At 71.4% G+C, this 20702-nt stretch carries 22 protein-coding genes, 1 tRNA gene and 1 pseudogene; 16 read left to right on the forward strand and 8 right to left on the reverse strand.

Features of this window, described 5'->3' with window-relative positions; genetic code table 11:
• Window positions 1-926: sensor histidine kinase (locus ABD194_RS00550; protein ID WP_343985913.1), on the forward strand; the 926-nt coding region annotated here is incomplete at its 5' end.
• Window positions 923-1585, forward strand: coding sequence for a response regulator transcription factor (locus ABD194_RS00555; RefSeq protein WP_343985916.1), 663 nt, complete (start codon window positions 923-925; stop codon window positions 1583-1585). The genes ABD194_RS00550 and ABD194_RS00555, both read left to right, overlap by 4 nt.
• A 930-nt stretch (window positions 1586-2515) precedes the next feature.
• Here the strand turns inward: ABD194_RS00555 and ABD194_RS00560 are convergent.
• The 3 genes from ABD194_RS00560 to ABD194_RS00570 form a co-directional block, all read right to left on the reverse strand.
• On the reverse strand, window positions 2516-3004 hold the full coding sequence (locus tag ABD194_RS00560) for an AAA family ATPase (RefSeq protein WP_343985919.1): 489 nt from the start codon (window positions 3002-3004) through the stop codon (window positions 2516-2518).
• A gap of 71 nt (window positions 3005-3075) precedes the next feature.
• Window positions 3076-3810: a response regulator gene (locus ABD194_RS00565; protein ID WP_343985922.1), complete on the reverse strand. Its 735-nt coding sequence runs from the start codon at window positions 3808-3810 to the stop codon at window positions 3076-3078.
• A complete protein-coding gene (locus ABD194_RS00570; RefSeq protein WP_343985926.1) occupies window positions 3807-5333 on the reverse strand; it encodes a sensor histidine kinase in 1527 nt (508 codons plus the stop codon). Before ABD194_RS00570 ends, ABD194_RS00565 begins: the two co-directional genes overlap by 4 nt.
• An 80-nt stretch (window positions 5334-5413) precedes the next feature.
• Between ABD194_RS00570 and ABD194_RS00575 the strand changes: the two genes are divergently transcribed.
• The 4 genes from ABD194_RS00575 to ABD194_RS00590 all read left to right on the forward strand — a co-directional run bounded on the left by ABD194_RS00575 (window position 5414) and on the right by ABD194_RS00590 (window position 8704).
• The gene (locus tag ABD194_RS00575) at window positions 5414-7372 is read left to right on the forward strand and encodes an APC family permease (protein WP_343985929.1); all 1959 of its coding nucleotides are present in this window, start codon (window positions 5414-5416) and stop codon (window positions 7370-7372) included.
• Between the two features lie 94 nt (window positions 7373-7466).
• Window positions 7467-7772: a hypothetical protein gene (locus tag ABD194_RS00580; RefSeq protein ID WP_343985932.1), complete on the forward strand. Its 306-nt coding sequence runs from the start codon at window positions 7467-7469 to the stop codon at window positions 7770-7772.
• A 124-nt stretch (window positions 7773-7896) separates the two neighbouring features.
• Window positions 7897-8193 (forward strand): hypothetical protein, encoded by a 297-nt coding sequence (locus ABD194_RS00585; protein ID WP_343985935.1) that lies wholly within the window; start codon window positions 7897-7899, stop codon window positions 8191-8193.
• A gap of 94 nt (window positions 8194-8287) precedes the next feature.
• Window positions 8288-8704, forward strand: coding sequence for a RidA family protein (locus tag ABD194_RS00590; RefSeq protein WP_343985938.1), 417 nt, complete (start codon window positions 8288-8290; stop codon window positions 8702-8704).
• Between the two features lie 105 nt (window positions 8705-8809).
• Here the strand turns inward: ABD194_RS00590 and ABD194_RS00595 are convergent, their stop codons facing one another.
• Complete coding sequence (locus ABD194_RS00595; RefSeq protein ID WP_343985941.1) at window positions 8810-9256, reverse strand: MarR family winged helix-turn-helix transcriptional regulator; 447 nt, start codon at window positions 9254-9256, stop codon at window positions 8810-8812.
• Between the two features lie 104 nt (window positions 9257-9360).
• Here ABD194_RS00595 and ABD194_RS00600 point away from each other — a divergent pair, with 104 nt between their 5' ends.
• Window positions 9361-11181: an MFS transporter gene (locus ABD194_RS00600; protein ID WP_343985944.1), complete on the forward strand. Its 1821-nt coding sequence runs from the start codon at window positions 9361-9363 to the stop codon at window positions 11179-11181.
• 40 nt (window positions 11182-11221) lie between these two features.
• Here the strand turns inward: ABD194_RS00600 and ABD194_RS00605 are convergent, their stop codons facing one another.
• Entirely contained in the window at window positions 11222-11461 is a 240-nt protein-coding gene (locus tag ABD194_RS00605; protein WP_343985947.1) for a hypothetical protein, read from the reverse strand.
• 123 nt (window positions 11462-11584) lie between these two features.
• Window positions 11585-11655: transfer RNA gene (locus tag ABD194_RS00610), tRNA-Gly, on the reverse strand.
• A 120-nt stretch (window positions 11656-11775) separates the two neighbouring features.
• On the opposite strand from ABD194_RS00610, the gene ABD194_RS00615 reads away from it, so the two are divergent.
• Together ABD194_RS00615 and ABD194_RS00620 are read left to right on the forward strand one after the other, a co-directional pair.
• A complete protein-coding gene (locus ABD194_RS00615) occupies window positions 11776-12207 on the forward strand; it encodes a hypothetical protein (protein WP_343985950.1) in 432 nt (143 codons plus the stop codon).
• The gene (locus tag ABD194_RS00620; RefSeq protein WP_343985953.1) at window positions 12207-13073 is read left to right on the forward strand and encodes an SMP-30/gluconolactonase/LRE family protein; all 867 of its coding nucleotides are present in this window, start codon (window positions 12207-12209) and stop codon (window positions 13071-13073) included. Before ABD194_RS00615 ends, ABD194_RS00620 begins: the two co-directional genes overlap by 1 nt.
• Window positions 13074-13118: 45 nt before the next feature.
• Here the strand turns inward: ABD194_RS00620 and ABD194_RS00625 are convergent, their stop codons facing one another.
• Window positions 13119-14666: an AAA family ATPase gene (locus ABD194_RS00625; RefSeq protein ID WP_343985955.1), complete on the reverse strand. Its 1548-nt coding sequence runs from the start codon at window positions 14664-14666 to the stop codon at window positions 13119-13121.
• 82 nt (window positions 14667-14748) lie between these two features.
• Between ABD194_RS00625 and dcd the strand changes: the two genes are divergently transcribed.
• The 7 genes from dcd to rpmG all read left to right on the forward strand — a co-directional run bounded on the left by dcd (window position 14749) and on the right by rpmG (window position 20169).
• Window positions 14749-15327, forward strand: coding sequence for a dCTP deaminase (gene dcd / locus ABD194_RS00630; protein ID WP_343985958.1), 579 nt, complete (start codon window positions 14749-14751; stop codon window positions 15325-15327).
• A complete protein-coding gene (locus ABD194_RS00635; protein ID WP_343985961.1) occupies window positions 15324-16082 on the forward strand; it encodes an alpha/beta hydrolase in 759 nt (252 codons plus the stop codon). The genes dcd and ABD194_RS00635 overlap by 4 nt, the downstream gene beginning before the upstream one ends.
• A gap of 85 nt (window positions 16083-16167) precedes the next feature.
• Window positions 16168-17313, forward strand: coding sequence for an ABC transporter ATP-binding protein (locus ABD194_RS00640; RefSeq protein WP_343985964.1), 1146 nt, complete (start codon window positions 16168-16170; stop codon window positions 17311-17313).
• Window positions 17310-17951, forward strand: coding sequence for an ABC transporter permease (locus ABD194_RS00645; RefSeq protein ID WP_343985966.1), 642 nt, complete (start codon window positions 17310-17312; stop codon window positions 17949-17951). Before ABD194_RS00640 ends, ABD194_RS00645 begins: the two co-directional genes overlap by 4 nt.
• Window positions 17948-18823 (forward strand): ABC transporter permease, encoded by an 876-nt coding sequence (locus ABD194_RS00650; RefSeq protein ID WP_343985968.1) that lies wholly within the window; start codon window positions 17948-17950, stop codon window positions 18821-18823. Before ABD194_RS00645 ends, ABD194_RS00650 begins: the two co-directional genes overlap by 4 nt.
• On the forward strand, window positions 18820-19755 hold the full coding sequence (locus ABD194_RS00655; protein ID WP_343985970.1) for an ABC transporter substrate-binding protein: 936 nt from the start codon (window positions 18820-18822) through the stop codon (window positions 19753-19755). The genes ABD194_RS00650 and ABD194_RS00655 overlap by 4 nt, the downstream gene beginning before the upstream one ends.
• A gap of 246 nt (window positions 19756-20001) precedes the next feature.
• The gene (gene rpmG / locus ABD194_RS00660; protein WP_343985973.1) at window positions 20002-20169 is read left to right on the forward strand and encodes a 50S ribosomal protein L33; all 168 of its coding nucleotides are present in this window, start codon (window positions 20002-20004) and stop codon (window positions 20167-20169) included.
• Between the two features lie 109 nt (window positions 20170-20278).
• On the opposite strand, the pseudogene ABD194_RS00665 reads toward rpmG, so the two are convergent.
• Window positions 20279-20702: pseudogene (locus ABD194_RS00665) on the reverse strand (hypothetical protein); the annotation flags it as partial.

Raw genomic sequence — 20702 nt, forward strand, 5'->3', positions numbered from 1 at the left:
TGGTCGCCCTCCAGCCGCGCGGCGCCACCGGACTCGCGGTCGGCGCCGCGGTGTGGATGGCGATGACGCGTCTGCCGCTCACCCTCGGCGTCGTGATGGCTCTGGCGGTCACCGCCGGTCAGGACGTCGCTGCGCTGCGTGGCGGTGCGACAGCCCCCGCCGTGCTGGCCGCCACCCTCCTCAACGCCCTGCTGGGACTGGTGGCCTACGTTGTGAGCGCCGCGCGCACAGCCCAGGACCGGACCGAGCTCCTCCTCGCCGAGCTGGCTGACGCCCGAGACGAGCAGGCACGCGCCGCCGCCCTGGCCGAACGGGGCCGGATCGCCGCCGAGCTCCACGACGTGCTGGCCCACTGCCTCTCCGGCGCCGCGATCCAGCTGCAGGGCGCCCGGCTCCTCGCCACCCGCGAACCCACCAGCGCGCAGGTCCGGGAGGCGATCCAGCGGGCCAGCGACCTGGTCAACGACGGCCTGGCCAACGCCCGCGCTGCGGTCGGCGCCCTACGCGGGGAACCCCCGCCCGGAACCACCGCCCTCGAACGCCTCGTCGCAGGCTTCCGGCGCGACTTCCTCGTGCCAGCGGCGCTCACGGTCCGGGGCCAGCCCCGCGCCCTGCCCGCGGAGACAGACCTGCTTCTCTACCGCGCCGCGCAGGAAGCCCTGACCAACACCGCCCGGTACGCACCCGGAGCTCGCACCGTCGTGTCACTGCACTACCAGAGTGGGCGCACCTGCCTAACGGTCCAGAACGGTCCTCCCGCACCGCACCCGTCTGACACGTCCCTCCCGACCCCGCCCGGCCTGACCACGGTCGGCGGCGGCCACGGACTCGCCGGGCTGAGCGAACGCCTCGAACAGGTCGGCGGCACCCTGCACGCCGGGCCCCGCCCGGACGGGTGGCAGGTCGACGTGGAGGTGCCGGAATGACCAACCCGTTGCGGGTCCTCGTGGCCGACGACCAACGCGTCGTGCGCGAGGGCTTGGCCATGCTCATCGGCCTCCTCGACGGCATCGAGGTGGTCGCCACCGCCGTTGACGGTCTCGACGCCGTGGATCAGGCCCTGCTGCACCGGCCCGACGTCGTGGTCATGGACTTGCGGATGCCCCGCCTGGACGGGGTGCAGTCCACCGCCCGGATCCGCTCCGAGCTGCCGCAGACCCAGGTGCTCGTCCTGACGACGTACCTCGACGACGACGCCTTGTTCCCGGCGCTGCGGGCCGGAGCGCTCGGCTACCTCACCAAGAACGCCAGCGCGGAGGAGATCGAGCAGGCCTTGTCCGCCGTGGCCCGCGGCGATACCCACCTCGCCGCCCAAGTCCAGCAGCGTCTCGTGGACGCCACCTTGAACTCGATCGAAGCGCATGAAGGGACGGCCTCAGCCGCCGGCCTGCCCGACGGGCTCTCCCCCCGCGAGGCCGAGGTGCTCGCCCTCATCGCCGCAGGCCTGTCCAACACCGACATCGCCCATCAGCTCGTTCTGAGCAACGCCACCGTCAAGACTCACGTCAACCACATCTTCGCCAAGATCGGCGCCCACGACCGCGCCCAGGCCGTCCACTACGCATACGACCACGGCATGACCTGAGCGGAGAAACGACCTAGCGACCCCCACATGTCGCTCATCGACTGATGAAGGACCGCCACCACGCGCGACCCCCCACAGCCCACGGGCGCGACCTCGAATCGTCCTGCGGTCGGACCTCATCTGCCGCACTGAGGACGGCTACGCTCGTCCGACATTGCCGCCCGACCGGTCGTGCCGATACCGGACATGGCAGCCGTTCACAGCCCGTGTTCGTGCGTCGCCAGCACAAAGGGTGAATCCTCTTCGACCTGCTCGGTGACTACCGAGCAACCAGACGTTCCAGCCCCGAGCCGTGCCGCTTCATCAGCCCGGCGGCAATGTCTGTTCCGACTCGGCGCAGTAGGGCACGCGTCAGCTCCGGGTCGCGGGCTGGATCACGCGCGGTGAGCCGGGCAAGCTCGTGCACCACATGGAGGCCGTGCTCGGCTGCTCGCTCGGCCGTGAGCTCGCTTCGCCCTACCACGGCCTCGACTCGAGTGCCGTCATCAACTCGGCGGGCCACGGACACGGGCAGCTTTCCGGCTAGTGACTAGCCGGCTGCGACCGTAGAAACACCCGGTCTGTTAGGGGCCGGTACGGACCACTGAGATTCTCACGCCGCCTTCCGGTCACGCCGCCACCCGCTCGTGCTGGAATGGCGTCTATCACGGCCAGGTCACAACCTGGCGGATTCACAGCGACCGCGCGCTCTGAGGTCGGCCAGAGTGGCCGCATGAGCGGTAGGGATCGCATCATCGCAGTGGTGACGCTCGTGCTCGTGCTCGTGTTTGTCGCGGCCTGCCTCGCGGACTTGGCCGCCTCCCAAGTGCCTCAGCGCAGCGGCCCCTTTCAATAGTCGCGGTTGGGCGCATCCACATCGACGTCCGCGTCTGCCGCCGCGCGGTCGTGCCGTCAACGATGCGGGACCGTCCCCCACGCTGCCCCTGCGGATCACCTCATATGACGAAGGATCTCGTCGACGACGTCTGCAAGCGGTTGCCGCGCATCGACCACGACACCGGTTCCTGGAATGTCTTCCTTGGTCTGATGCAGTCGGACGATGAGGTCGCGCTCGGATGGTTTCGAGCCCCACTCGTCGGGCGGTCGCTCGTCGAGGCGCCGGTGCAGGGTGGCGAGGTCGACGTCGAGGATGAACACCTCGTCGAACAGGTCGATGAACTTGGAGAAGTTGCGAGAACCGCCGCAGAAGAAGGTGACCGGCTCATGCTTGTTGGCCACCAGGGTTCTTACTCGGCTCACGTCCCAGATGTGGTGCTCGTGCGTGGCGCTCTCAAGCGCTTCACCCGTCTCCGGGTCGCCTTGGTAGGCGAGGTCCCTGTCGCCGTTGATGGCGCGATAACCACGCCGGTTCAACTCTCGACAGACCGCGGTCTTCCCGGTACCGGAGACGCCCTCAACGAGGTAGTTGCGTACGCCCACCGGCGCAGTATCAGTCCAGTCCCGCGGCCGCAGCAACGTCCTCACCTCCCGCGCAGAGGACAAGTCTGCGGTCAGCTTCCTTCGGGCGCCCCGTACGCAGGCTCGCGGCCCTCGGGCCGGAACCGGTAGCCCATGCCCGGCTCGGTGAGCAGATGTCGTGGGCGGGCTGGCTCGGGCTCGAGCTTGCGGCGCAGCTGGGTCATGTAGAGCCGCAGGTTCGCCGGCTGGCTGACGTATGCCGGTCCCCACACCTGCGTGAGCAGCTGCCGTTGCGACAGAAGCTTCCCGGGCTGGCGCACGAGGGCCTCGAGCAGGCTCCACTCGGTCGGTGTCAGGTGGATGGGCTGCGTCGCCCCGTCGGCGCGCCTCCGCGTGACGACCTTGTCGGCGAGGTCCACGGTGACGTCGCCGAACTCGACCCGCGGCACCGGGGCGGTGTCTCCGCTGACTGACCGGCGGGTGACGGCCCGGATACGTGCGAGCAGCTCATCCATGCCGAAGGGCTTGGTCACGTAGTCGTCGGCCCCGGCATCCAGGGCGGCGACCTTGTCGGGACCTCCACCACGGCCGGAGAGCACGATGATCGGCACCTGGCTCCAACCGCGCACCCCGTGGATGACCTCGACGCCGTCCAGGTCGGGCAGCCCGAGGTCGAGGATGACGAGGTCGGGCGAGACCTCGGCGACGGTGCGCAGGGCCTCGGCGCCGGAGGTGGCGACGTGGACCTCGTGGTCGCGGGCGCGGAGGTTGATGCGAAGTGCCCGGGCCAGCTGCGGGTCGTCGTCGACCACGACGATGCGGGTCACGGCCCGACCCCCGGTGCGGGCTCAGGCGCCGGCTCAGGTGGGGTGCCGGGCGCCGCCACCACGGCTGCGGTCCCCGGTGCGGCAGGAAGGGCGAGCACCATGGTGAGCCCTCCGCTGGGGGTGTCCGAGGCCTCGAGTGTCCCACCCATGGCCTCGGCCAGGCCCCGGGACAGCGCCAGCCCGATGCCCAGCCCTGAAATGTTGTCGGTGTCGCCGAGCCGCTGGAACGGGCTGAAGATGCGCTCCCGGTCCCGGGCCGGGACCCCGGCACCGTGGTCGATGATGTGCAGCTCCACGCGGTCTCCTGACGTCTGGCCGGTCAGCTCAGGGGGATCCGCGTCCGTCGGGGCGTGCCGAAGGGCGTTGCCGACGACGTTGACGAGGACCCGCACGACCAGGGCGGCGTCTCCGACGACGGGCGGGAGGTCCTCGGGCAGGGCGACGACCACCTTGCTCGCATCAGCTCCGAGCTCGTCGAGCACCGGCGGCAGCAGCTCGTCGAGCCACAGGGTCTGCCTCAGCACGGAGAGCACCCCGGCCCGCAGGCGCGAGAGGTCGAGCAGGTCAGAGACGAGCGAGGCCAGTCGCGTGAGCGACTCCTCCGCCGTGGCGAGCAACTCCTCGCGCTCGTCCTCGCTCCAGATGACGTCCTGGCTGCGCAGGCTCGTCACCGCGGCGGTCGCGGAGGCCAGGGGGGTGCGCAGGTCGTGGCCCACGGCCGCCAGCAGCGCGTCGCGGAGCCGCTCGGAGGCTTCCAGCCGAGCGGCGAGAGCAGCGGCGCGGGCTAGCTCGTCCCGCTCGAGGAGCGCCTGGGCCTGGGCGGCGAAGGCGCCGAGGACCGCCCGATCGGACGGGCTGAGGGGACGGCCGCACAAGGCGATGACGAGGTCCTCGCCGGCGGGCAGGTACACGTCCGCCAGCGCCGGCTCGGCCGGCGGCTCCGAGCCGCGCGCCGCCACCACGTGCCAACTCCGCGACCCCGACGGGTCCCGCCGGAGCAGGCTGGCCGAGGTCATCCCGAAGGCTCGACGCATGTGCTCGAGCAGCGTGGGAAGCGCGTCCTCGCCGCGCAACGTCGCCTTGGCGACATCGGTGAGGGTGCGCGCCTCGGCGGCGGCCCGCGCCGCTGCGGTCGCCGTCGAGGCGGCCCGGTGGACGACGGCACTGACGAGCAGTCCCACCAGCACGAACGACACGACCGTCCAGTAGTTGTGCGGCTCACTGATCTGGAACGTGCGCACGGGCGGGATGAAGCAGTAGTTGAGCAGGGTGGAGGCCAACAGCGCGCTGACGACGGCGGCCCACAGTCCGCCGACAAGTGCCGTCACCACCACGGCGAGCATGAGCACCAACGCGTCCCCCGCGAGGCCGACGGCGGGTCCGAGAGCCAGCAGCGCCGCAGTCAGGGCGACCGGCAGGAGCAGCCCCAGCGCCAGGCCCGCAATGCGCCTCCGGCGGGGAAGGCCGCTCGCCGACGCCAGGTCGGGCAGCGTTCCGAGCGGCAACGCCACGTCTTCGCTCACGCCACCATCCTTGCGCAACCCTTGCAGCGCGCGCCCAAACCCTTGCGCCGCCTATGCGGGGCCGGTCCTAGCGTCGAGATGTGCCCAGCCAGCTCACCAGCGCCAAACGCCTCCTCGTGGGCCGTCCCCTGCGCAACGACGACCTGGGGGAGACATTGCTGCGCAAACGGATCGCCCTGCCGATCTTCGCCTCGGACCCGCTGTCCTCGGTCGCGTACGCGACGGAGGCCATCCTCAAGGTGCTCACGCTCGGCGGCCTGGCCTACCTCTACCTGACCCCGTGGATCGCAGCAGGCGTAGTGACCCTGCTCATCGCGGTGGTGATCTCCTACCGCCAGGTCGTCATGGCCTATCCCAGCGGTGGCGGGTCCTACGAGGTCGTGCGTGACAACCTCGGGCAAGGAGCAGCCCTCGTGGTCGCCGCGGCCCTGATGGTCGACTACGTCATGACGGTGGCGGTGTCGGTGGCCGCCGGAGTGGACAACGTCATCTCGGCAGTGCCGGGCCTCAACCACTACCGGGTCACCATCGCGGTCGCCGTCGTCGCCGGCCTCACCCTGATGAACCTGCGCGGCACCCGCGAGTCCGGTCGGGCCTTCGCGGTTCCGACCTACGTGTTCGTGGCCTGCATCCTGACGGTCAGCGGGGTCGGCCTGGCCCGGGCGCTCATGGGCGACGCCCCGGTCGCCGAGAGCGCCGGCTACTCCGTCACGGCCCAGCAGACCGGTCTGACGGGGCTCGCGCTGCTCTTCCTCGCCCTCAAGGCCTTCTCGTCCGGCTGCACCGCCCTCACCGGCGTCGAGGCCATCAGCAACGGGGTGCCCGCCTTCCGGGCACCGAAGGCCCGCAACGCCGCCCGCACCCTCGTGGCCATGGGTGGCCTGGCGGTCGCCATGTTCGTCGGCATCACCGCGCTGGCCATCCTCGCCCACGTCCATGTCGCAGAGTCGACGTGCGACCTCGTCGGATTCCCCGGCAACTGCACCACCGATCCCCAGCAGACCGTCATCGCGCAGCTTGCTTCGGCCGTCTTCGGAGCGGGCAGCGTGATGTTCTACGTCGTCCAGGCCTCGACCGCGCTGGTCCTCGTCCTGGCGGCCAACACGGCATACAACGGCTTCCCGATGCTCGCGTCGCTGCTGGCGGAGCACCGGCTCATGCCGACCCAGCTGCGGACCCGGGGCGACCGGCTGGCCTACAGCAACGGCATCCTGGGGCTGGCCTTCATCGCCGGCCTGCTCATCGTGGCCTACCAGGCCGACGTCAACCAGCTCCTGCACCTCTACATCCTCGGGGTTTTCACCAGCTTCACACTCAGCCAGGTCGGCATGGTGCGGCACTGGAACCGTGAGCTGCGTGTCGTCATCGCGCCCGGGGTGCGCCGCCGCATGAACAGCGCCCGGATCGTCAACGCGTTCGGCTCGGCCCTGACCGGCCTGGTCCTCGTGATCGTCCTGGTCACCAAGTTCACCGGCGGCGCCTACCTGGTCGTCATCGCCGTGCCCGTGCTCCTGCTGCTGATGCGCGGGGTGAACCACCACTACGCCAGAGTCACGCGCGAGCTGAGCCCCAAGGGACAGGCACGGCTGCTGCCCAGCCGGGTCCACGCCCTCGTCCTCGTCTCGAGCGTCAACGAGCCGGCGCTGCGCGCCATCGCGTACGCCCGGGCCACCCGCCCGTCGACGCTCACCGCCCTGACCGTATGCGTCGACGCCGAGGACATGCACGCGATCGAGCGCGACTGGGCGCACGCCGACATGCCCGTACCGCTGACCATGCTCGACTCGCCCTTCCGCGACATCACCACGCCGGTCGTCGACCACGTCCGAAGGCTCCGCTCGGACAACCCCCGCGACCTCGTCGTCATCTTCATCCCGGAGTACGTCGTCGACCGGTGGTGGGAGGGCATGTTGCACAACCAGAGCGCCCTGCGGCTCAAGCTTCGCCTGCTCACCCTTCCCGGCGTTGTCGTGACCAGCGTCCCCTACCACCTTCGCGCCGAAAGGGCCGAACCGCCGCTGCTCGGTCGTGATCCGTGACGGCGGACCTTCATGGCGGATGCTTCGGTCGTCCAGCTGTCAGTGCTTCCCACCCAGGCGGGTACGCCACCTGGTGAGACCGGAGGTGGTGTGCGTGGGCGCTTTCGAGTTCCTGAAGAGACGGCCCTTGGAGAAGGGCGACGACGAGCGGATCCGCGAGCTCCTCACGCCGCTGAACGCCGACGGACGATTCGTCGTCCAGCGTTGCCTGGACCCCGACGGCATTCCGCAGTTCGTCCGGGTCATCGACATGCGTGATCGGCACACCGACGAGCAGGAGCGGCATACCGAGGAGATCCGCGCGGTCGCGCGGCTGCTGTGGGAGGCCGGGTTCGACGTGTACGAGACCCCGGTGTCCCGCTCCGCCTGGGGAGACCTCGAGATCCACGAGTGCAGCTGACACCCATCCGCCCACGCGCCGGTCGGCGCCAGGACACCGCAGCAGCCAGCACGCATCGGAACCTGTGAAGCGGCTCACCGCACGACCCCGGAGCGGCCGGTGAGTTCTTGGGTAGGTACAGCGCATGGCGGATCCAGGCACAGCGCGGTCCTACGGCCAAGCGCTTCTTGATGTCGTTTCCTCACATGAGGGCGAGGACGGCTCGCTGTTGGAGCTCGCGGGCGAGCGGGTCCGGGCCGTTGATGGTGAGCACATTGCGCTGCAGGGGCACGGCGTGGAGGTCAACTTGAGCGATGCGCTGGGGGGCACGCTGACGCTGGTGCGCACCCTGGTCACGATGCTCCGCGAATCGAGCGGCCTGCAGGACCACGAGCTCCTCGAGGAGGTTCGGCGCCGCTTCGACGCCCTCTGTCGCGCCTGAAGCCCCGCGCACAGCCAGCCGGAGTCTGGTCGGTCGGCTAGAGGCTTCGTGGCGTCGCCAGACCCCTACGCCGTTGGTCGCTACGTTCGGCACCATGACCCAAACCGACAGCATCGTCCGGCTGATCCGTTCGGACGCCCTCACCGACACCGCTCCGTACGCGTATGCCGCCACGACCGACGGGCCGGCCCGCTTGGTCTTCGCGGCGGGATCCTGCCCCCTCGATGACGCGGGTGCCACTGTGGCGCCCGGCGACATCGCCGCCCAGGCCAGGAAGTGCCTCGACAACCTGGTCGCGGCTCTGGCGGCGGCCGGTGCGACCACGCGCGACGTCGTCTACACGCGCGTGCTCGTCGCGACGACGATGCGCGAGGACCTCGTGGCGGCATGGACGGTAGTGCACGACGCGTTCGGAGAGCACGAGGTGCCGAGCACCCTGCACGGCGTGACCGTGCTCGGGTATCCCGACCAGCTCGTCGAGATCGAGGCTGTCGCAGCCCTCAGCCCGTGACAAGGTGCATCGGCGGCGGCTCGTCTCCCGCGCGTCGATGGTCGCCGTGTCTGTGGGCGTGTCGCCCACGCGACCCGCGGCTACGTCGGTCCCGAACCTCGGGAGTCACTCCCGGCCGTCTGCCATCCGGAGGAGCAGCTCGCTCGCGCGCGTGAGCACCTCGCGGTCGGCTTCGTCGAGCGTGTCGAGCTGGGCGGAGATCCACGCATCGCGGCGGCCCCGGGCGTCCACCGAGAGCCGGGCGCCCGCGTCGGTTGCGGCGATGAGAACGCGCCGCCCGTCGGCGGGGTCGGGAACCCGCTCGGCGTAGCCGCTCGAGGTGAGGCGGTTGACCGACTGGCTCATCGACGCCGGCGTGACGCGGTAGAAGTCGCTGAGCTCGGTGAGGGTGTGCGGGCCGTACTTCTCCACGCGCGCCAGCACCTCGAGCGCGCCGTCGCCGAGGTCGCCGGGGGGCCGCTCGGACCGCATACGCGTGTAGAACCGGCTCACCGCCCGTTTGACGCCGAGGACGAGCTCGGCATCCGACCCCTCACTTGATCCGCCCGCCACGAGTGCTTAGTGTACCTAAAGAAATGGTTAGGTTCACCAAGGATCTCCGTGATCGCCCCACGACCGACGCTCGGCGAGGCTTCGACCGGCGCCTGGTCGCACCCATGGTCCTCGGCTCGGTCCTCAACCCGGTCAACAGCTCGATCATCGCGGTCTCACTCGTCCCGATCGGGCGCGACCTCGGCGCCGCGCCCGCGGAGACCGCCTGGCTCATCTCGTCCCTCTACATCGCCACCGCCATCGGACAGCCGGTCGTCGGGCGGCTCGTCGACCGGTTCGGCCCCCGCCCGCCCTACCTCGTCGGCACGGCCATGGTCGGGCTGGCCGGCGTGCTCGGCATGCTCGCCCCCGGTCTCGGCTGGCTCGTCGTGGCCCGCGTCGTCCTGGGCATCGGGACCTGCGCCGGCTACCCGGCCTCGATGCACCTCATCCGCCGCGAGGCGGAGCGCACCGGCCGGGACTCCCCGAACGGCATCCTGACGACCCTCGCCGTCGCCAACCAGACCGTGGCCGTCGTCGGCCCCACCCTCGGCGGGCTGCTCATCGGAGCCGGCGGCTGGCGGGCGACCTTCGCCGTCAACATCCCGCTGTCCCTGGCCTGTCTCGTGCTCGGCTCGTCCTTCCTGCCCCGCGGGACCGGGACGCCCGGCGGCCCGGAGCGCACCAAGGAAGCGCCGCCGTCCGGCGCGCGGTCGGGCGTGCTCGGCGTGCTCGGCGTCATGCGTGGCAACCGCCCCCTCGTGCTCACCTACCTCCGCATGCTGCTGACCGCCGTCGTCAGCTACTCGGTGCTCTACGGCTTCACCCAGTGGCTCGAGGAGGGTCGCGGCCTCCAGCCGTCGCAGGCAGGCCTGCTGCTCCTGCCGATGTTCGCCACGGCGATCGTCGTGTCGACGCTGACGGGACGCCACACCGCGGTGCGCGGCAAGCTCGTGGTGGGCGGCCTCCTGCAGGTGGTCGCCGCGGTGTTGATGCTGCTGCTCGGCGGGCACAGCGCCATCTGGTGGCTCGTCGTCATCGTGCTGCTCCTCGGCGTGCCGCAGGGACTGCTCAACCTCGCCAACCAGAATGCCGTCTACCACCAGGCCGACCGCGAGCGGCTCGGCGCCTCGGCGGGCCTGCTTCGCACGTTCATGTACCTCGGCGCGATCATCGCCTCAAGCGCCACCGGGCACTTCCTCGGCGCGTCCGCCGACAGCGACGGGCTGCACGAGATCGCCGCCTTCGCCGCCCTGGCCGCCGCGCTGATGCTCGTCGTCACCGTCGTCGACCGGTCGCTGGGTGCGATCGGCCGCCCCGGACCCCCACCCGTTCCCACCGCAGACGAAACCGAGGAAGAAGGAGTATGCGTGCCGCTCAGCACCCTTGACGAGGTCCCTGCCCTCGTCGTCATCGACCTGCAGAAGGGCATCCTCGCGACCCCTGCCGCCCACGACCTCGGCGAGGTCGTGCAGCGCAGCGCCGACCTCGCCGCGGCCTTCCGGGCCCGGGGGCTACCCGTCGTCCTCGTCAACGTGACCGGCGGCGCACCGGGCCGCACCGACGCCCAGCAGTCCGGGGCGCCGCGTCCCACCTTCGGTGCCGACTTTGCCGAGCTCGTCGCGGAGCTCGACGTGCAGCCCGAGGACGAGCTCGTCACGAAACAGACGTGGGGCGCCTTCACAGGCACCTCGCTCGAGTCCTTCCTGCGCGGGCGCGGGGTCACCCAGGTGGTGCTCACGGGCGTCGCCACGAGTGCCGGCGTCGAGTCCACCGCACGCTTCGCCCACGAGCTTGGTTTCAACGTCGTGCTGGTGGGTGACGCGATGACGGACCGCAGCGCTGCAGCGCACGACCACTCCCTGGCCCACGTCTTCCCGCGTATCGGAGAGGTGACGAGGGCCGCGGAGCTGCTCGCGGCGCTGCCCGAGCCGGCCCGCCCCTAGCCGGGCCACCCGGAGGCCGGGCGGTTCCCGAGCTCGCGGGTCAGCGCGTCGGCGGCGGAGAGTCCCGACGGCTGGCCGGGAGGTCGGTCTCTGCCCGGCGCTGCCGGCGCCGGTCGCGGAGGTGGCCGACCGCCATCGTGAGGCCCAGGACCGCCAAGAAGATGACGACGACCAGGAAGAAGCCCATCTTCATCCCGACCGGGTGGTTCAGGGCCGGGGACAGGGACACTCGTGCCTGGAGGCCGAGCCGGGCGAGGACCATGCTCGTCTGATGGTTCACCTCCGCATCATCCCCCGCGGCCTGACGCCGTCGCACCCGGTCGTGCCCAGGATGGCGAGCAGCGCCGCAACGACGAAGCCGCAGGCTCCGGACGGGGCCTGCGGCTTCGGGTCGGTCGGACGGAGCGAGCGACGGGAATCGAACCCGCGTATCCAGCTTGGGAAGCTGGCGCTCTACCATTGAGCTACGCTCGCACGGGCCGCCGGCAGATCCCACGAAGGGTACGTGCAAGGCGGCACGCGGCGTCAGTGTAGCCGACACCCAACCGGCGCCGTGACAGCGCACTGACCGCGACCCCCGGGGGCCCCACCGCAATGGATCTCGCCAAGCAGACCGCCTTCGTCGAGCACGTCCGCGAGCGCGGGGGAGCGAAGGCGCAGGTCGCCGTGACCCTGGAGCAGTTCTTCGAGGGCAACGACTGCGAGTGGTGCATCGCGCCGAACCGCCCGGACGACCTGCCGCTCGAGGCCGTGCGCCGAGTGCTCTTCGAGCTGCGTGAGCATCCCGAGGTCGTCGACGTCCGGGTCGAGCTGGACGTGCTGGAGTTCGCGCAGTTCCCGGACGACGAATGGCCCTATGCCAGTGGGGTGGCCGTCGTCACGACCCTTCAGCCGCAGGAGGTCGACGCGCTCACGGCGGCCGCGGACACCGAGCCGAGCGGTGGACCGGCCGCGAGCGCGGAGTGGCTCGTCGATGCCCCGACGGTGCCCGATGGCCACCACTACGTCGGGGTCTGGTGGGACTGATGGACCAGCCGCGCAGCATCGTCACGGGACACCTCGAGCAGGTCACCGACGCCCTCTGCTACCACGGGGAGGGGCCCGTGTGGTCGTCCTCGTGGGGCGGCCTGCGTTGGGTCGACATGCTCGCCGGCGACGTCATGTCCCTGCGCACCGACGGGTCGGTCGACCGGATGCACGTCGGGGACGTCGCCGCCTTCCTGCGGCCCCGCACCAACGGCGGCTGGGTCGTCGCGACCGAGCGCGGCCTGGCGCGCGCGGACGAGGCGGACGGCATACCCACCCCGTGGTTCGACCTCTGGGACGACCCGTCCATCCGGATGAACGAGGGCGGCGTCGACAGCGAGGGACGCCTCTGGGCGGGGACGATGGGCTACGACCGCGTCCCCGGAAGCGCCACGCTCTACCGCGTCGACGCGGACGGCGCCGTCGCGGTCGTGCTGCCCGGCGTGACGATCTCCAACGGCATCGACCTCTCGCCGGACCACCGCCACGCCTACTACGACGACACCCCGACCGGCCGCACCGACGTCTTCGACGTCGTCGACGGGGAGCTGGCGAACCGGCGCCCCTTCGTGGGCCACGCGGTCGGCAGCCCCGACGGCCTGACCGTCGACAGCGAGGGCAACGTGTGGGTCGCGCTCAACGGCGCGAGCCGCGTCCGCTGCTACTCGCCGCAGGGCGAGGTGCTCGCCGAGGTGCCGCTCCCGGTGCGACTCGTCACCGCCTGCACGTTCGGCGGGGACGACCTGCGCGACCTCTACGTCACCACCTCGCGCGAGAACCTCGATGACCCCGAGCCGCAGGCGGGCGCGGTCTTCCGGGTGCGCGCCTCCGTCCCGGGCCAGCAGGCGCGCGCCTTCGCCGGCTGACGCAGCCGTCCACCCACCCCCGAGCACGTATGCCGTGTGCTGCCGTCAGCCGGGATACCTCTGCCCCGACATCGGCGAGTAGGCGAACCACCCGGTCGCGCGCTGCGCCCGCCCGGGACGGCTGAGCGTCGCTCCCGGTGGGATGCCGTCCTCGAGCCCCGGCCCGTCGACTCCGTGGTCACCGGGCTGGACTCCGAGCAGGCTTCGGGTCAGGCGCTGGGTGTCCGACAGCAGCTCCTCGAGAGCGGTGCGGAGGTGGTCGTCGTTCGGCGGTGCGCCCTCCAGGGCCCCGGTCAGGACGGCCCTGCGGACCAGCTCCTTCGCGAAGGATGCCGTCGTGCCCTCGGCGCGCTCGGCCGCAGCGGCCACCGCGTCCGCGCTGAAGAAGCGGCCGCCGTAGAGCCGGAAGAGCTCGACCCGGCCGCGGAGGTCGGGCAGCGGGATCTCGGCGGCGAGGTCGACGCGACCGGGGCGTTGCGACAGTGCCACCTCGAGGTCCTCGACCCGGTTGGTGGTGAGGAGGAAGGCGACATCGGCGTCGGCGTCGAGACCGTCGAGGGCGTCGAGCACCTCGAAGAGCAGTGGCGAGGCGCCCATCCCGATCGAGCGGTCCTCGGCCACGAGGTCGCAGTCCTCCAGCACGACGATCGCCGGCTGGTGCGCGCGTGCCACCTTCGCGGCGGCGTGGATCTGGGTGAGGGCGCCCCCGCTGAGCAGCACCGCGGTGGTGCCGGGCGTCGCCGAGAGGAGGTGGCGCACTGTGTGGGTCTTGCCGGTGCCCGGGGGCCCGTAGAGCAGGACTCCGCGCTTCAGGTGCTGCCCGTGCGCGCGCAGCTGCTCGCGGTGCTCGGCCATGCCGACGACGTGGTGGGCCACCCGCTCCAGCACGCCGTCGGGCAGCACGACGGCGTCGGCCGGCACGTCGGGTCTCTCCAGGAAGGTGAGGCCGGCCATCCCGCGTCCGTAGGGGTCGGCGCCGAAGGTCACGACCTGGCCACGCAGGACGCTGCGCGCATCCATCAGCTCCTGGATCCGGGTGATCAGCGCGTCGGATAGGTCGCGGTCCGCCGCAACCACCTCGACCATGCCCATCTCGCGCCCGAACTGGGGGTTGATGCCCTGCTGCCGCACCGCGACGGGCGCGCCCTCGAAGCGGAAGAGGCGGATGCCCGAGGCGACCACCTGTCGGCGGTCGTCCGGCCCCGGCCCCGTCGGCATGCGGTCGTAGTCGACCTGGCCGACCGTCGTGCCGAAGCCGTGCTGCTGGTGGACGAGGTCACCGAGGGTCATGTGGTGGCGGGCGTCGCCGGCGATCCCGATCACGTCGGCATCCTCGTCGGGCGAGGACACCTCGGTCAGGGCGATGTCGGCATCGACGAGCCGGTGGGCCGGCACCGGGAACCCGACGACGGCGAGCTGCTGCGGCGCCGTGCCGAGGTGGCGGGCGAGCGCCTCGACGAGGGGCGGCCCGCCGGCGTTGCTGCCCGGCAGGTCCTCGAGGAGACGCCGCACGAGCTTCTGGAAGTCGGCGAGGAGCGCGTCCGTGCCGCTGCCCGACGTGTCGTCGCTCGGAGCATCTGTGGTGGCATCCATGAAGAGACGATAGGGCGGCGCGGTGACGCTCGGTGGGCAAGCGTGCACGCCTCTCGACGAGGGCCCGCTGTAGCCTCGTCCCGTGCTGCTCTCCGACAAGGACATCCGGGCCGAGATCGCGGCCCAGCGCGTCGTGCTCGACCCGTGGGACCCGCAGATGGTCCAGCCCTCGAGCATCGACGTCCGGCTGGACAAGTTCTTCCGGCTCTTCGACAACCACAAATACCCCTACATCGACCCGGCGGCGGAGCAGCCCGACCTGACGCGGCTGGTCGAGGTGGGCCCGGAGGAGGACAGCTTCGTGCTGCACCCGGGGGAGTTCGTCCTCGGGTCCACCCTCGAGACGGTCACCCTCCCCGACGACCTGGCCGCGCGGGTCGAGGGCAAGAGCTCGCTCGGGCGCCTCGGCCTGCTGACCCACGCGACCGCCGGCTTCGTGGACCCCGGCTTCTCCGGCCACGTCACGCTCGAGCTGTCCAACGTCGCGACCCTGCCGATCATGCTCTACCCCGGCATGAAGATCGGCCAGCTCTGCTTCTTCCGGCTCAGCTCGCCGGCCGAGAACCCCTACGGCTCAGGGACCTACGGCTCCCACTACCAGGGCCAGCGCGGGCCGACCGCGAGCCGCTCGTTCGCGAACTTCCACCGCACCCGGGTGTGAGCGCAGCACCCGTCGCCGACACCGAGCCGGCTCGGACTACCCATCCGGCCGGTGGGTCCACGCTGCCCGTCCTGTCGTGGGACGCGCGACCGGCCGACGCGACCGTCGTGGCCCTCGTGATGCACGGTGGCGCCGTCGACGGCCTTGAGGTGAACCGGCCGTGGTCGCACAACGTAGCCCGGCTCGTCCCCTTCGCCCGCGCCCTCAAGCGCGTCCCGGGACCGCTGGCGGTCGCCCGCCTGCGCTTCCGGGTCCGCGGCTGGAACGAGCACGCGATGCCCGTCGAGGACGCCCGGTGGGCACTCGACGAGGTGCGGGCGGCATACCCGGGTGTGCCGATCGCGCTCGTCGGGCACTCGATGGGCGGCCGTGTCGCCCTCTTCGTCGGAGACGACCCTGCGGTCCGGCTCGTCGTCGGGCTCGCGCCGTGGGTCGAGCCCGGTGACCCGCACCCGGGGGCGGGCACGCGCACCGTCCTGATCCACGGCGACCGTGACGTCATCTGCTCCCTCGCCCGCACGCGAGCGGCCGTGGAGCAGATGCAGGCCGAGGGCCTCGACGCCTCCCTGGTGCGGGTGGCTCGCGCCGACCACGCCATGCTCGTCCGGTCGCGGCTCTGGACCGCGCTCGTCACCGAGGTCGTCGCCGCCACGTTCGCCCGCGAGCTCGGCAGCACGGGTGAGCCCCGTTCCGGTCCCATCGGTGCCGTCGTCGCCAACGTCGTGCACTCCGGGGGAGCCACGCTCGACGTGTGAGGCGATGCATCGGCGGGCTGCCGTCAGATGTGTACCTTCGACGAGCACCGGGGACGCGTCCGCCCCGGCGGGTACCTTGAGCACCATGATCCGCTTCGAGGGTGTGACCAAGCGCTACGAGGGCGCGCCCGGCGACGACGACGACGGGGGGCGTGCGTCTCTCGCCGTCGACGACCTCACGCTGGAGGCGCCCACCGGCAAGATCACGGTCCTCGTCGGTCCTTCCGGCTGCGGCAAGACGACGACGCTGCGCATGGTCAACCGGATGATCACCCCGACCTCAGGCACCATCTCGATCGACGGCCGTGACACCGCCTCGCTCGACGTCGCCGAGCTGCGCCGCGGCATCGGCTACGTGATCCAGGCCGCCGGCCTCTTCCCGCACCGCACCGTCCTCGACAACGTCACGACGGTGCCGCGCCTGCTCGGCACCGACAAGAAGGCGGCGCGCGCCCGCGCGATGGAGCTGATCGAACGCGTCGGCCTCGACCCGGCCATGGCGAGGCGCTACCCCGCCCAGCTCTCGGGCGGGCAGCAGCAGCGTGTCGGCGTGGCCCGGGCGCTCGCGGCCGACCCGCCCGTCATGCTCATGGACGAGCCGTTCTCGGCGGTGGACCCGGTGGTGCGCGAGCAGCTCCAGAACGAGTTCCTGCGGCTGCAGTCCGAGCTCGGCAAGACCATCCTCTTCGTCACCCACGACATCGACGAGGCCGTCAAGCTCGGCGACCAGGTGGCGGTGCTGCGCGTGGGCGGCGTTCTGGCGCAGCTGGACTCGCCGGCGAAGCTGCTCGCCGACCCCGTCGACGACTTCGTCGCCGGCTTCGTCGGGCGAGACCGCGGCTACCGCGCCCTGGCGTTCGCGGCAGCGCCCGAGCTCTCCCTCGCCGAGGAGCGCACCGTACGTCTGGGCGCCCCCGCCGCCGAGGTGCGCGCCGTCGGTACGCCGTGGGTGCTCTGTGTCGGCGAGGCAGGCGAGCCCCTCGGCTGGGTCCGCGCCGCGGCGGTCGAGTCCGAGGTGGCGCTCACGCTGCTGCACCGCGGCGGCACGGTCGCCTCGACGGCCGGCTCGCTGCGCGCGCTGCTCGACGCGGCGCTGTCGTCGCCGAGCGGTCGGGGGGTCGTCGCCGACGAGGAGGGCCGGCTCGTGGGGACCATCCGCGCGGCGGAGGTCATCCCCGCCATCGAGGGCCGACGCGACGCGGCCGCGGCCCAGGGGGCGACCGCCCGGTGACCTGGGCCCTCGACCACCTCGACGACATCGCGACGCGAGCCGTCCAGCACGCGTGGCTGGCCGGGCTCCCGCTCGTGATCGGCCTCGTCGTGGCCCTCCCGCTCGGCTGGCTCGCGGCGCGCCGGCCCCGGCTGCGCATCGTGCTCCTGACGACGACCGGACTGCTCTACACCATCCCCTCACTCGCCCTGTTCATCCTGCTGCCGCCCCTGCTCGGCACCAAGATCCTCGACCCGGTCAACGTCGTCGTCGCGATGTCGGTCTACACCGTCGCCCTGCTGACGCGCACCGTGACCGACGGCCTCTCCTCGGTCGACCCGTCCACGCGGCAGGCGGCCGTCGCCATGGGCTACGGCTCCTTCGCCCGCTTCCGCGCCGTCGACCTGCCCCTCGCCGTGCCCGTCATCGCGGCCGGCCTGCGGGTGGCGGCCGTGAGCAACGTCAGCATCGTCAGCGTCGCCTCGCTCATCGGCATCTCCCAGCTCGGCTACTTCCTCACCGACGGCTACGCCCGCTCGTTCCCCACCGAGGTGTGGGTCGGCATCGTCGCCTGCCTGCTCCTCGCCCTCGTCTTCGACCTCGTGATCCAGCTGGTGTCGCGGGTGCTGACGCCGTGGACCCGGGCGGTGCCGGCATGAGCTTCGCGCAGGTCTGGGCGTGGTTCACCGATCCGGCCAACTGGCAGGGCACCGACGGCGTGCCCAACCGAGTGCTCGAGCACCTCTTCTACACCGCCCTGACGCTGCTGTTCGCGCTCGTCATCGCCGTTCCGCTCGGGGCCTGGGTGGGCCACACCGGCCGGATGCGCTGGCTCGTCACCGGCGCCAACGCAGCCCGCGCCGTGCCCACCCTCGGCCTGCTGTTCGCGGTGTCGATGATCGTGGGACCCCTCATCCAGAGCGACCTCGCCTTCGTGATCCCGAGCATCGCGGTGCTCGTGCTGCTCGCCGTCCCGCCGCTGCTGTCGGGCACCTACGCCGGCATCGAGAGCGTCGACCCCGCCGCCCGTGACGCGGCTCGGGGCATGGGCATGACCGGCTGGCAGGTCCTGGCCAGGGTGGAGGCGCCGTGCGCCCTGCCGCTCTTCCTCAGCGGCCTTCGGAGCGCGACCCTCCAGGTCATCGCCACCGCCACCATCGCGGCCTCCGTGAGCCTCGGCGGCCTCGGCCGCTACCTCATCGACGGACTCGCCTCGCAGGACTACATCCAGATGGTGTGCGGCTCGATCCTCGTGGCTCTGCTGGCCCTCGTCGCCGACGGCGTCCTGGCCCTCCTCGAGAGATATGCCGTCTCGCCGGGAATCTCCGGACGTGCCCCGCGTGTTGCCCGTTCACGCACCACTGGTGGCTCGAACGACCGTACGCCCGATCCCGACCCCACCTTCGACTCCACCGGCGCCGACCGCCCGGACCCCGACCCGCGTCAGGCCGCGGCCACGGGCTCCGGCAGCACCGGACCCGTGCGGGCGACCGCCTCCACGGGGAACCCATCCGAAAGGGACCGAACATGACACGCACGCGCTTCCTCGCCGCGGGCCTCCTGCTCGCTGCCGTCGTGCCGCTGGCCGCCTGCGGTGGCGGCGGTAACCCGCTCGACACCTCGTCGCCCGCTGCCGGCGGTGCCACCGGCGGCGGCTCGACGGCCGCTGCAGGCTCGGTCAAGGTCGGTTCCGCCGACTTCCCCGAGGCGGCCCTGCTCGGCGAGATCTACGCCCAGGCCCTCGAGGCCAAGGGCACGAAGGTCGCTCGCCAGTTCAACATCGGCAGCCGCGAGACCTACCTCAAGGCCATCACCGGTGGCGAGGTCGACGTGCTGCCCGAGTACACCGGTTCCCTGCTCAACTTCTACGACAAGAGCGCCAGCGTCACCAAGCCGGACGAGGTCTACGCGGAGCTGCAGAAGAAGCTGCCGCAGGGCCTGACCGTGCTCGACAAGTCGGCCGCCGAGGACAAGAACTCCCTCGTCGTCACCAAGGACACCGCTGGCCAGTGGTCGCTCAAGTCGATCCCCGACCTGGCCGCGCACCAGGGCGACCTCACCATCGGCGCCCCGCCGGAGTTCAAGACCCGCCAGCAGGGCCTCGTCGGCCTCAAGTCGGTCTACAACATCGTGCCCAAGGAGTTCCGGCCGCTGCAGAGCCAGGCCACGGTCGAGGCGCTGAAGAACGGCCAGGTCAAGGCCGCCAACATCTTCAGCACCGACCCGTCCATCGCGGCCAACGGCTTCGTCGTGCTCGAGGACCCGAAGAGCCTCTTCGGCTCCGACAACGTCGTGCCACTGGTGCGCTCCGACAAGGCCGACAGCCTCAAGGGCGTCCTCAACGCCGTCTCGGCCAAGCTCGACACCAAGTCCCTGGCCGACATGGTCAAGCAGGTCGTCGTCGACAAGAAGGACGCGAGCGAGGTCGCCAAGGCGTGGCTGGCCAGCTCCGGCCTGTCTTGAGCCTCTCCTCAGCCGTGCCGAGCCGCTTCTGAGCGCCCGTCCGAGGGCCCGTCAGCAGTGCAGAGGCCCCCGCGTCGGATGCGGGGGCCTCTGCCGTGCGCCGACCGCGTCGTCGTGGGTCCCGCTTCCGTCGAGCGGAGGGCACCAGCCGGGCTGACTCGGCTATGAGGGGAATGTAACACCGTCGAGAATGGTTCTCATTGCAGTCGCGAGAACTCGTGACCTCGAGAACCTGAGGAGCCCCTCTTGGCCAAGCACAACGACCTGCGTCCTGTCGTCACCCTGCGCTCGACGGCGGGCACCGGCTACAGCTACGTGACGCGCAAGAACCGTCGCACGAGCCCGGACCGCCTCGTCCTGCGCAAGTTCGACCCGGTCGCCCGCGAGCACGTCGACTTCCGCGAGACCCGCTGAGCTCGGCTGTCACCTCGAACCTGCCAGTGGCCACGTCCCCTCGGGACGTGGCCACTGGCATACCGTGGCCGGCGTGCCGCATCGGGTCGGCGCGCCTGCCTGCTCGAGCTCACCCCACGGAGGTGCGTGACCTGCGCGTGGGCGTCAGCTCGCGGACTGCGGGGTCGCTCGCCGGCCAGGAGACGGTGACCGGATCGGGCACGAGCGGCGAGAAGGCCGACACGACGTCGATGGCGTCGCGCAGCAGCTTCACGAGGCGCTCCTCCGGCTCGTCGATGCAGGCCCGGGCAATGCCGTCGACGGCCAGGGCGGCCACCTTGGCCGCGTTGGACGGTCGGACGGCCGCCGGGTTGAATCCCATGCGCGCCAAGTGGATCCGCGCCCACCGCTCAGCTGCAGGCGCTGTGGCGAGGGCGGCCCGCGAGGCCTTGGAGAGCTGACCGGGGGAGCGGCCGTCCTGCTCGGCGAGCACCCGCTCGGCGTTGAGGATCGCCAGGGCCATGACGTTCTGCCGCTCCTGCGCGGCGACGGGC

The organism is Terrabacter terrae, from assembly GCF_039529575.1.
Taxonomy (GTDB): domain Bacteria; phylum Actinomycetota; class Actinomycetes; order Actinomycetales; family Dermatophilaceae; genus Terrabacter; species Terrabacter terrae.

Bases quoted from the DNA above. Each gene is read 5' to 3' on its own strand.
- ABD194_RS00555 (WP_343985916.1), top strand. From the start codon at position 923: ATGACCAACCCGTTGCGGGTCCTCGTGGCCGACGACCAACGCGTCGTG.
- ABD194_RS00585 (WP_343985935.1), top strand. From the start codon at position 7,897: ATGGCGGATCCAGGCACAGCGCGGTCCTACGGCCAAGCGCTTCTTGAT.
- ABD194_RS00590 (WP_343985938.1), top strand. From the start codon at position 8,288: ATGACCCAAACCGACAGCATCGTCCGGCTGATCCGTTCGGACGCCCTC.
- ABD194_RS00600 (WP_343985944.1), top strand. From the start codon at position 9,361: ATGGTCCTCGGCTCGGTCCTCAACCCGGTCAACAGCTCGATCATCGCG.
- ABD194_RS00615 (WP_343985950.1), top strand. From the start codon at position 11,776: ATGGATCTCGCCAAGCAGACCGCCTTCGTCGAGCACGTCCGCGAGCGC.
- ABD194_RS00620 (WP_343985953.1), top strand. From the start codon at position 12,207: ATGGACCAGCCGCGCAGCATCGTCACGGGACACCTCGAGCAGGTCACC.
- ABD194_RS00625 (WP_343985955.1), bottom strand. From the start codon at position 14,666: ATGGATGCCACCACAGATGCTCCGAGCGACGACACGTCGGGCAGCGGC.
- ABD194_RS00640 (WP_343985964.1), top strand. From the start codon at position 16,168: ATGATCCGCTTCGAGGGTGTGACCAAGCGCTACGAGGGCGCGCCCGGC.
- ABD194_RS00650 (WP_343985968.1), top strand. From the start codon at position 17,948: ATGAGCTTCGCGCAGGTCTGGGCGTGGTTCACCGATCCGGCCAACTGG.
- ABD194_RS00655 (WP_343985970.1), top strand. From the start codon at position 18,820: ATGACACGCACGCGCTTCCTCGCCGCGGGCCTCCTGCTCGCTGCCGTC.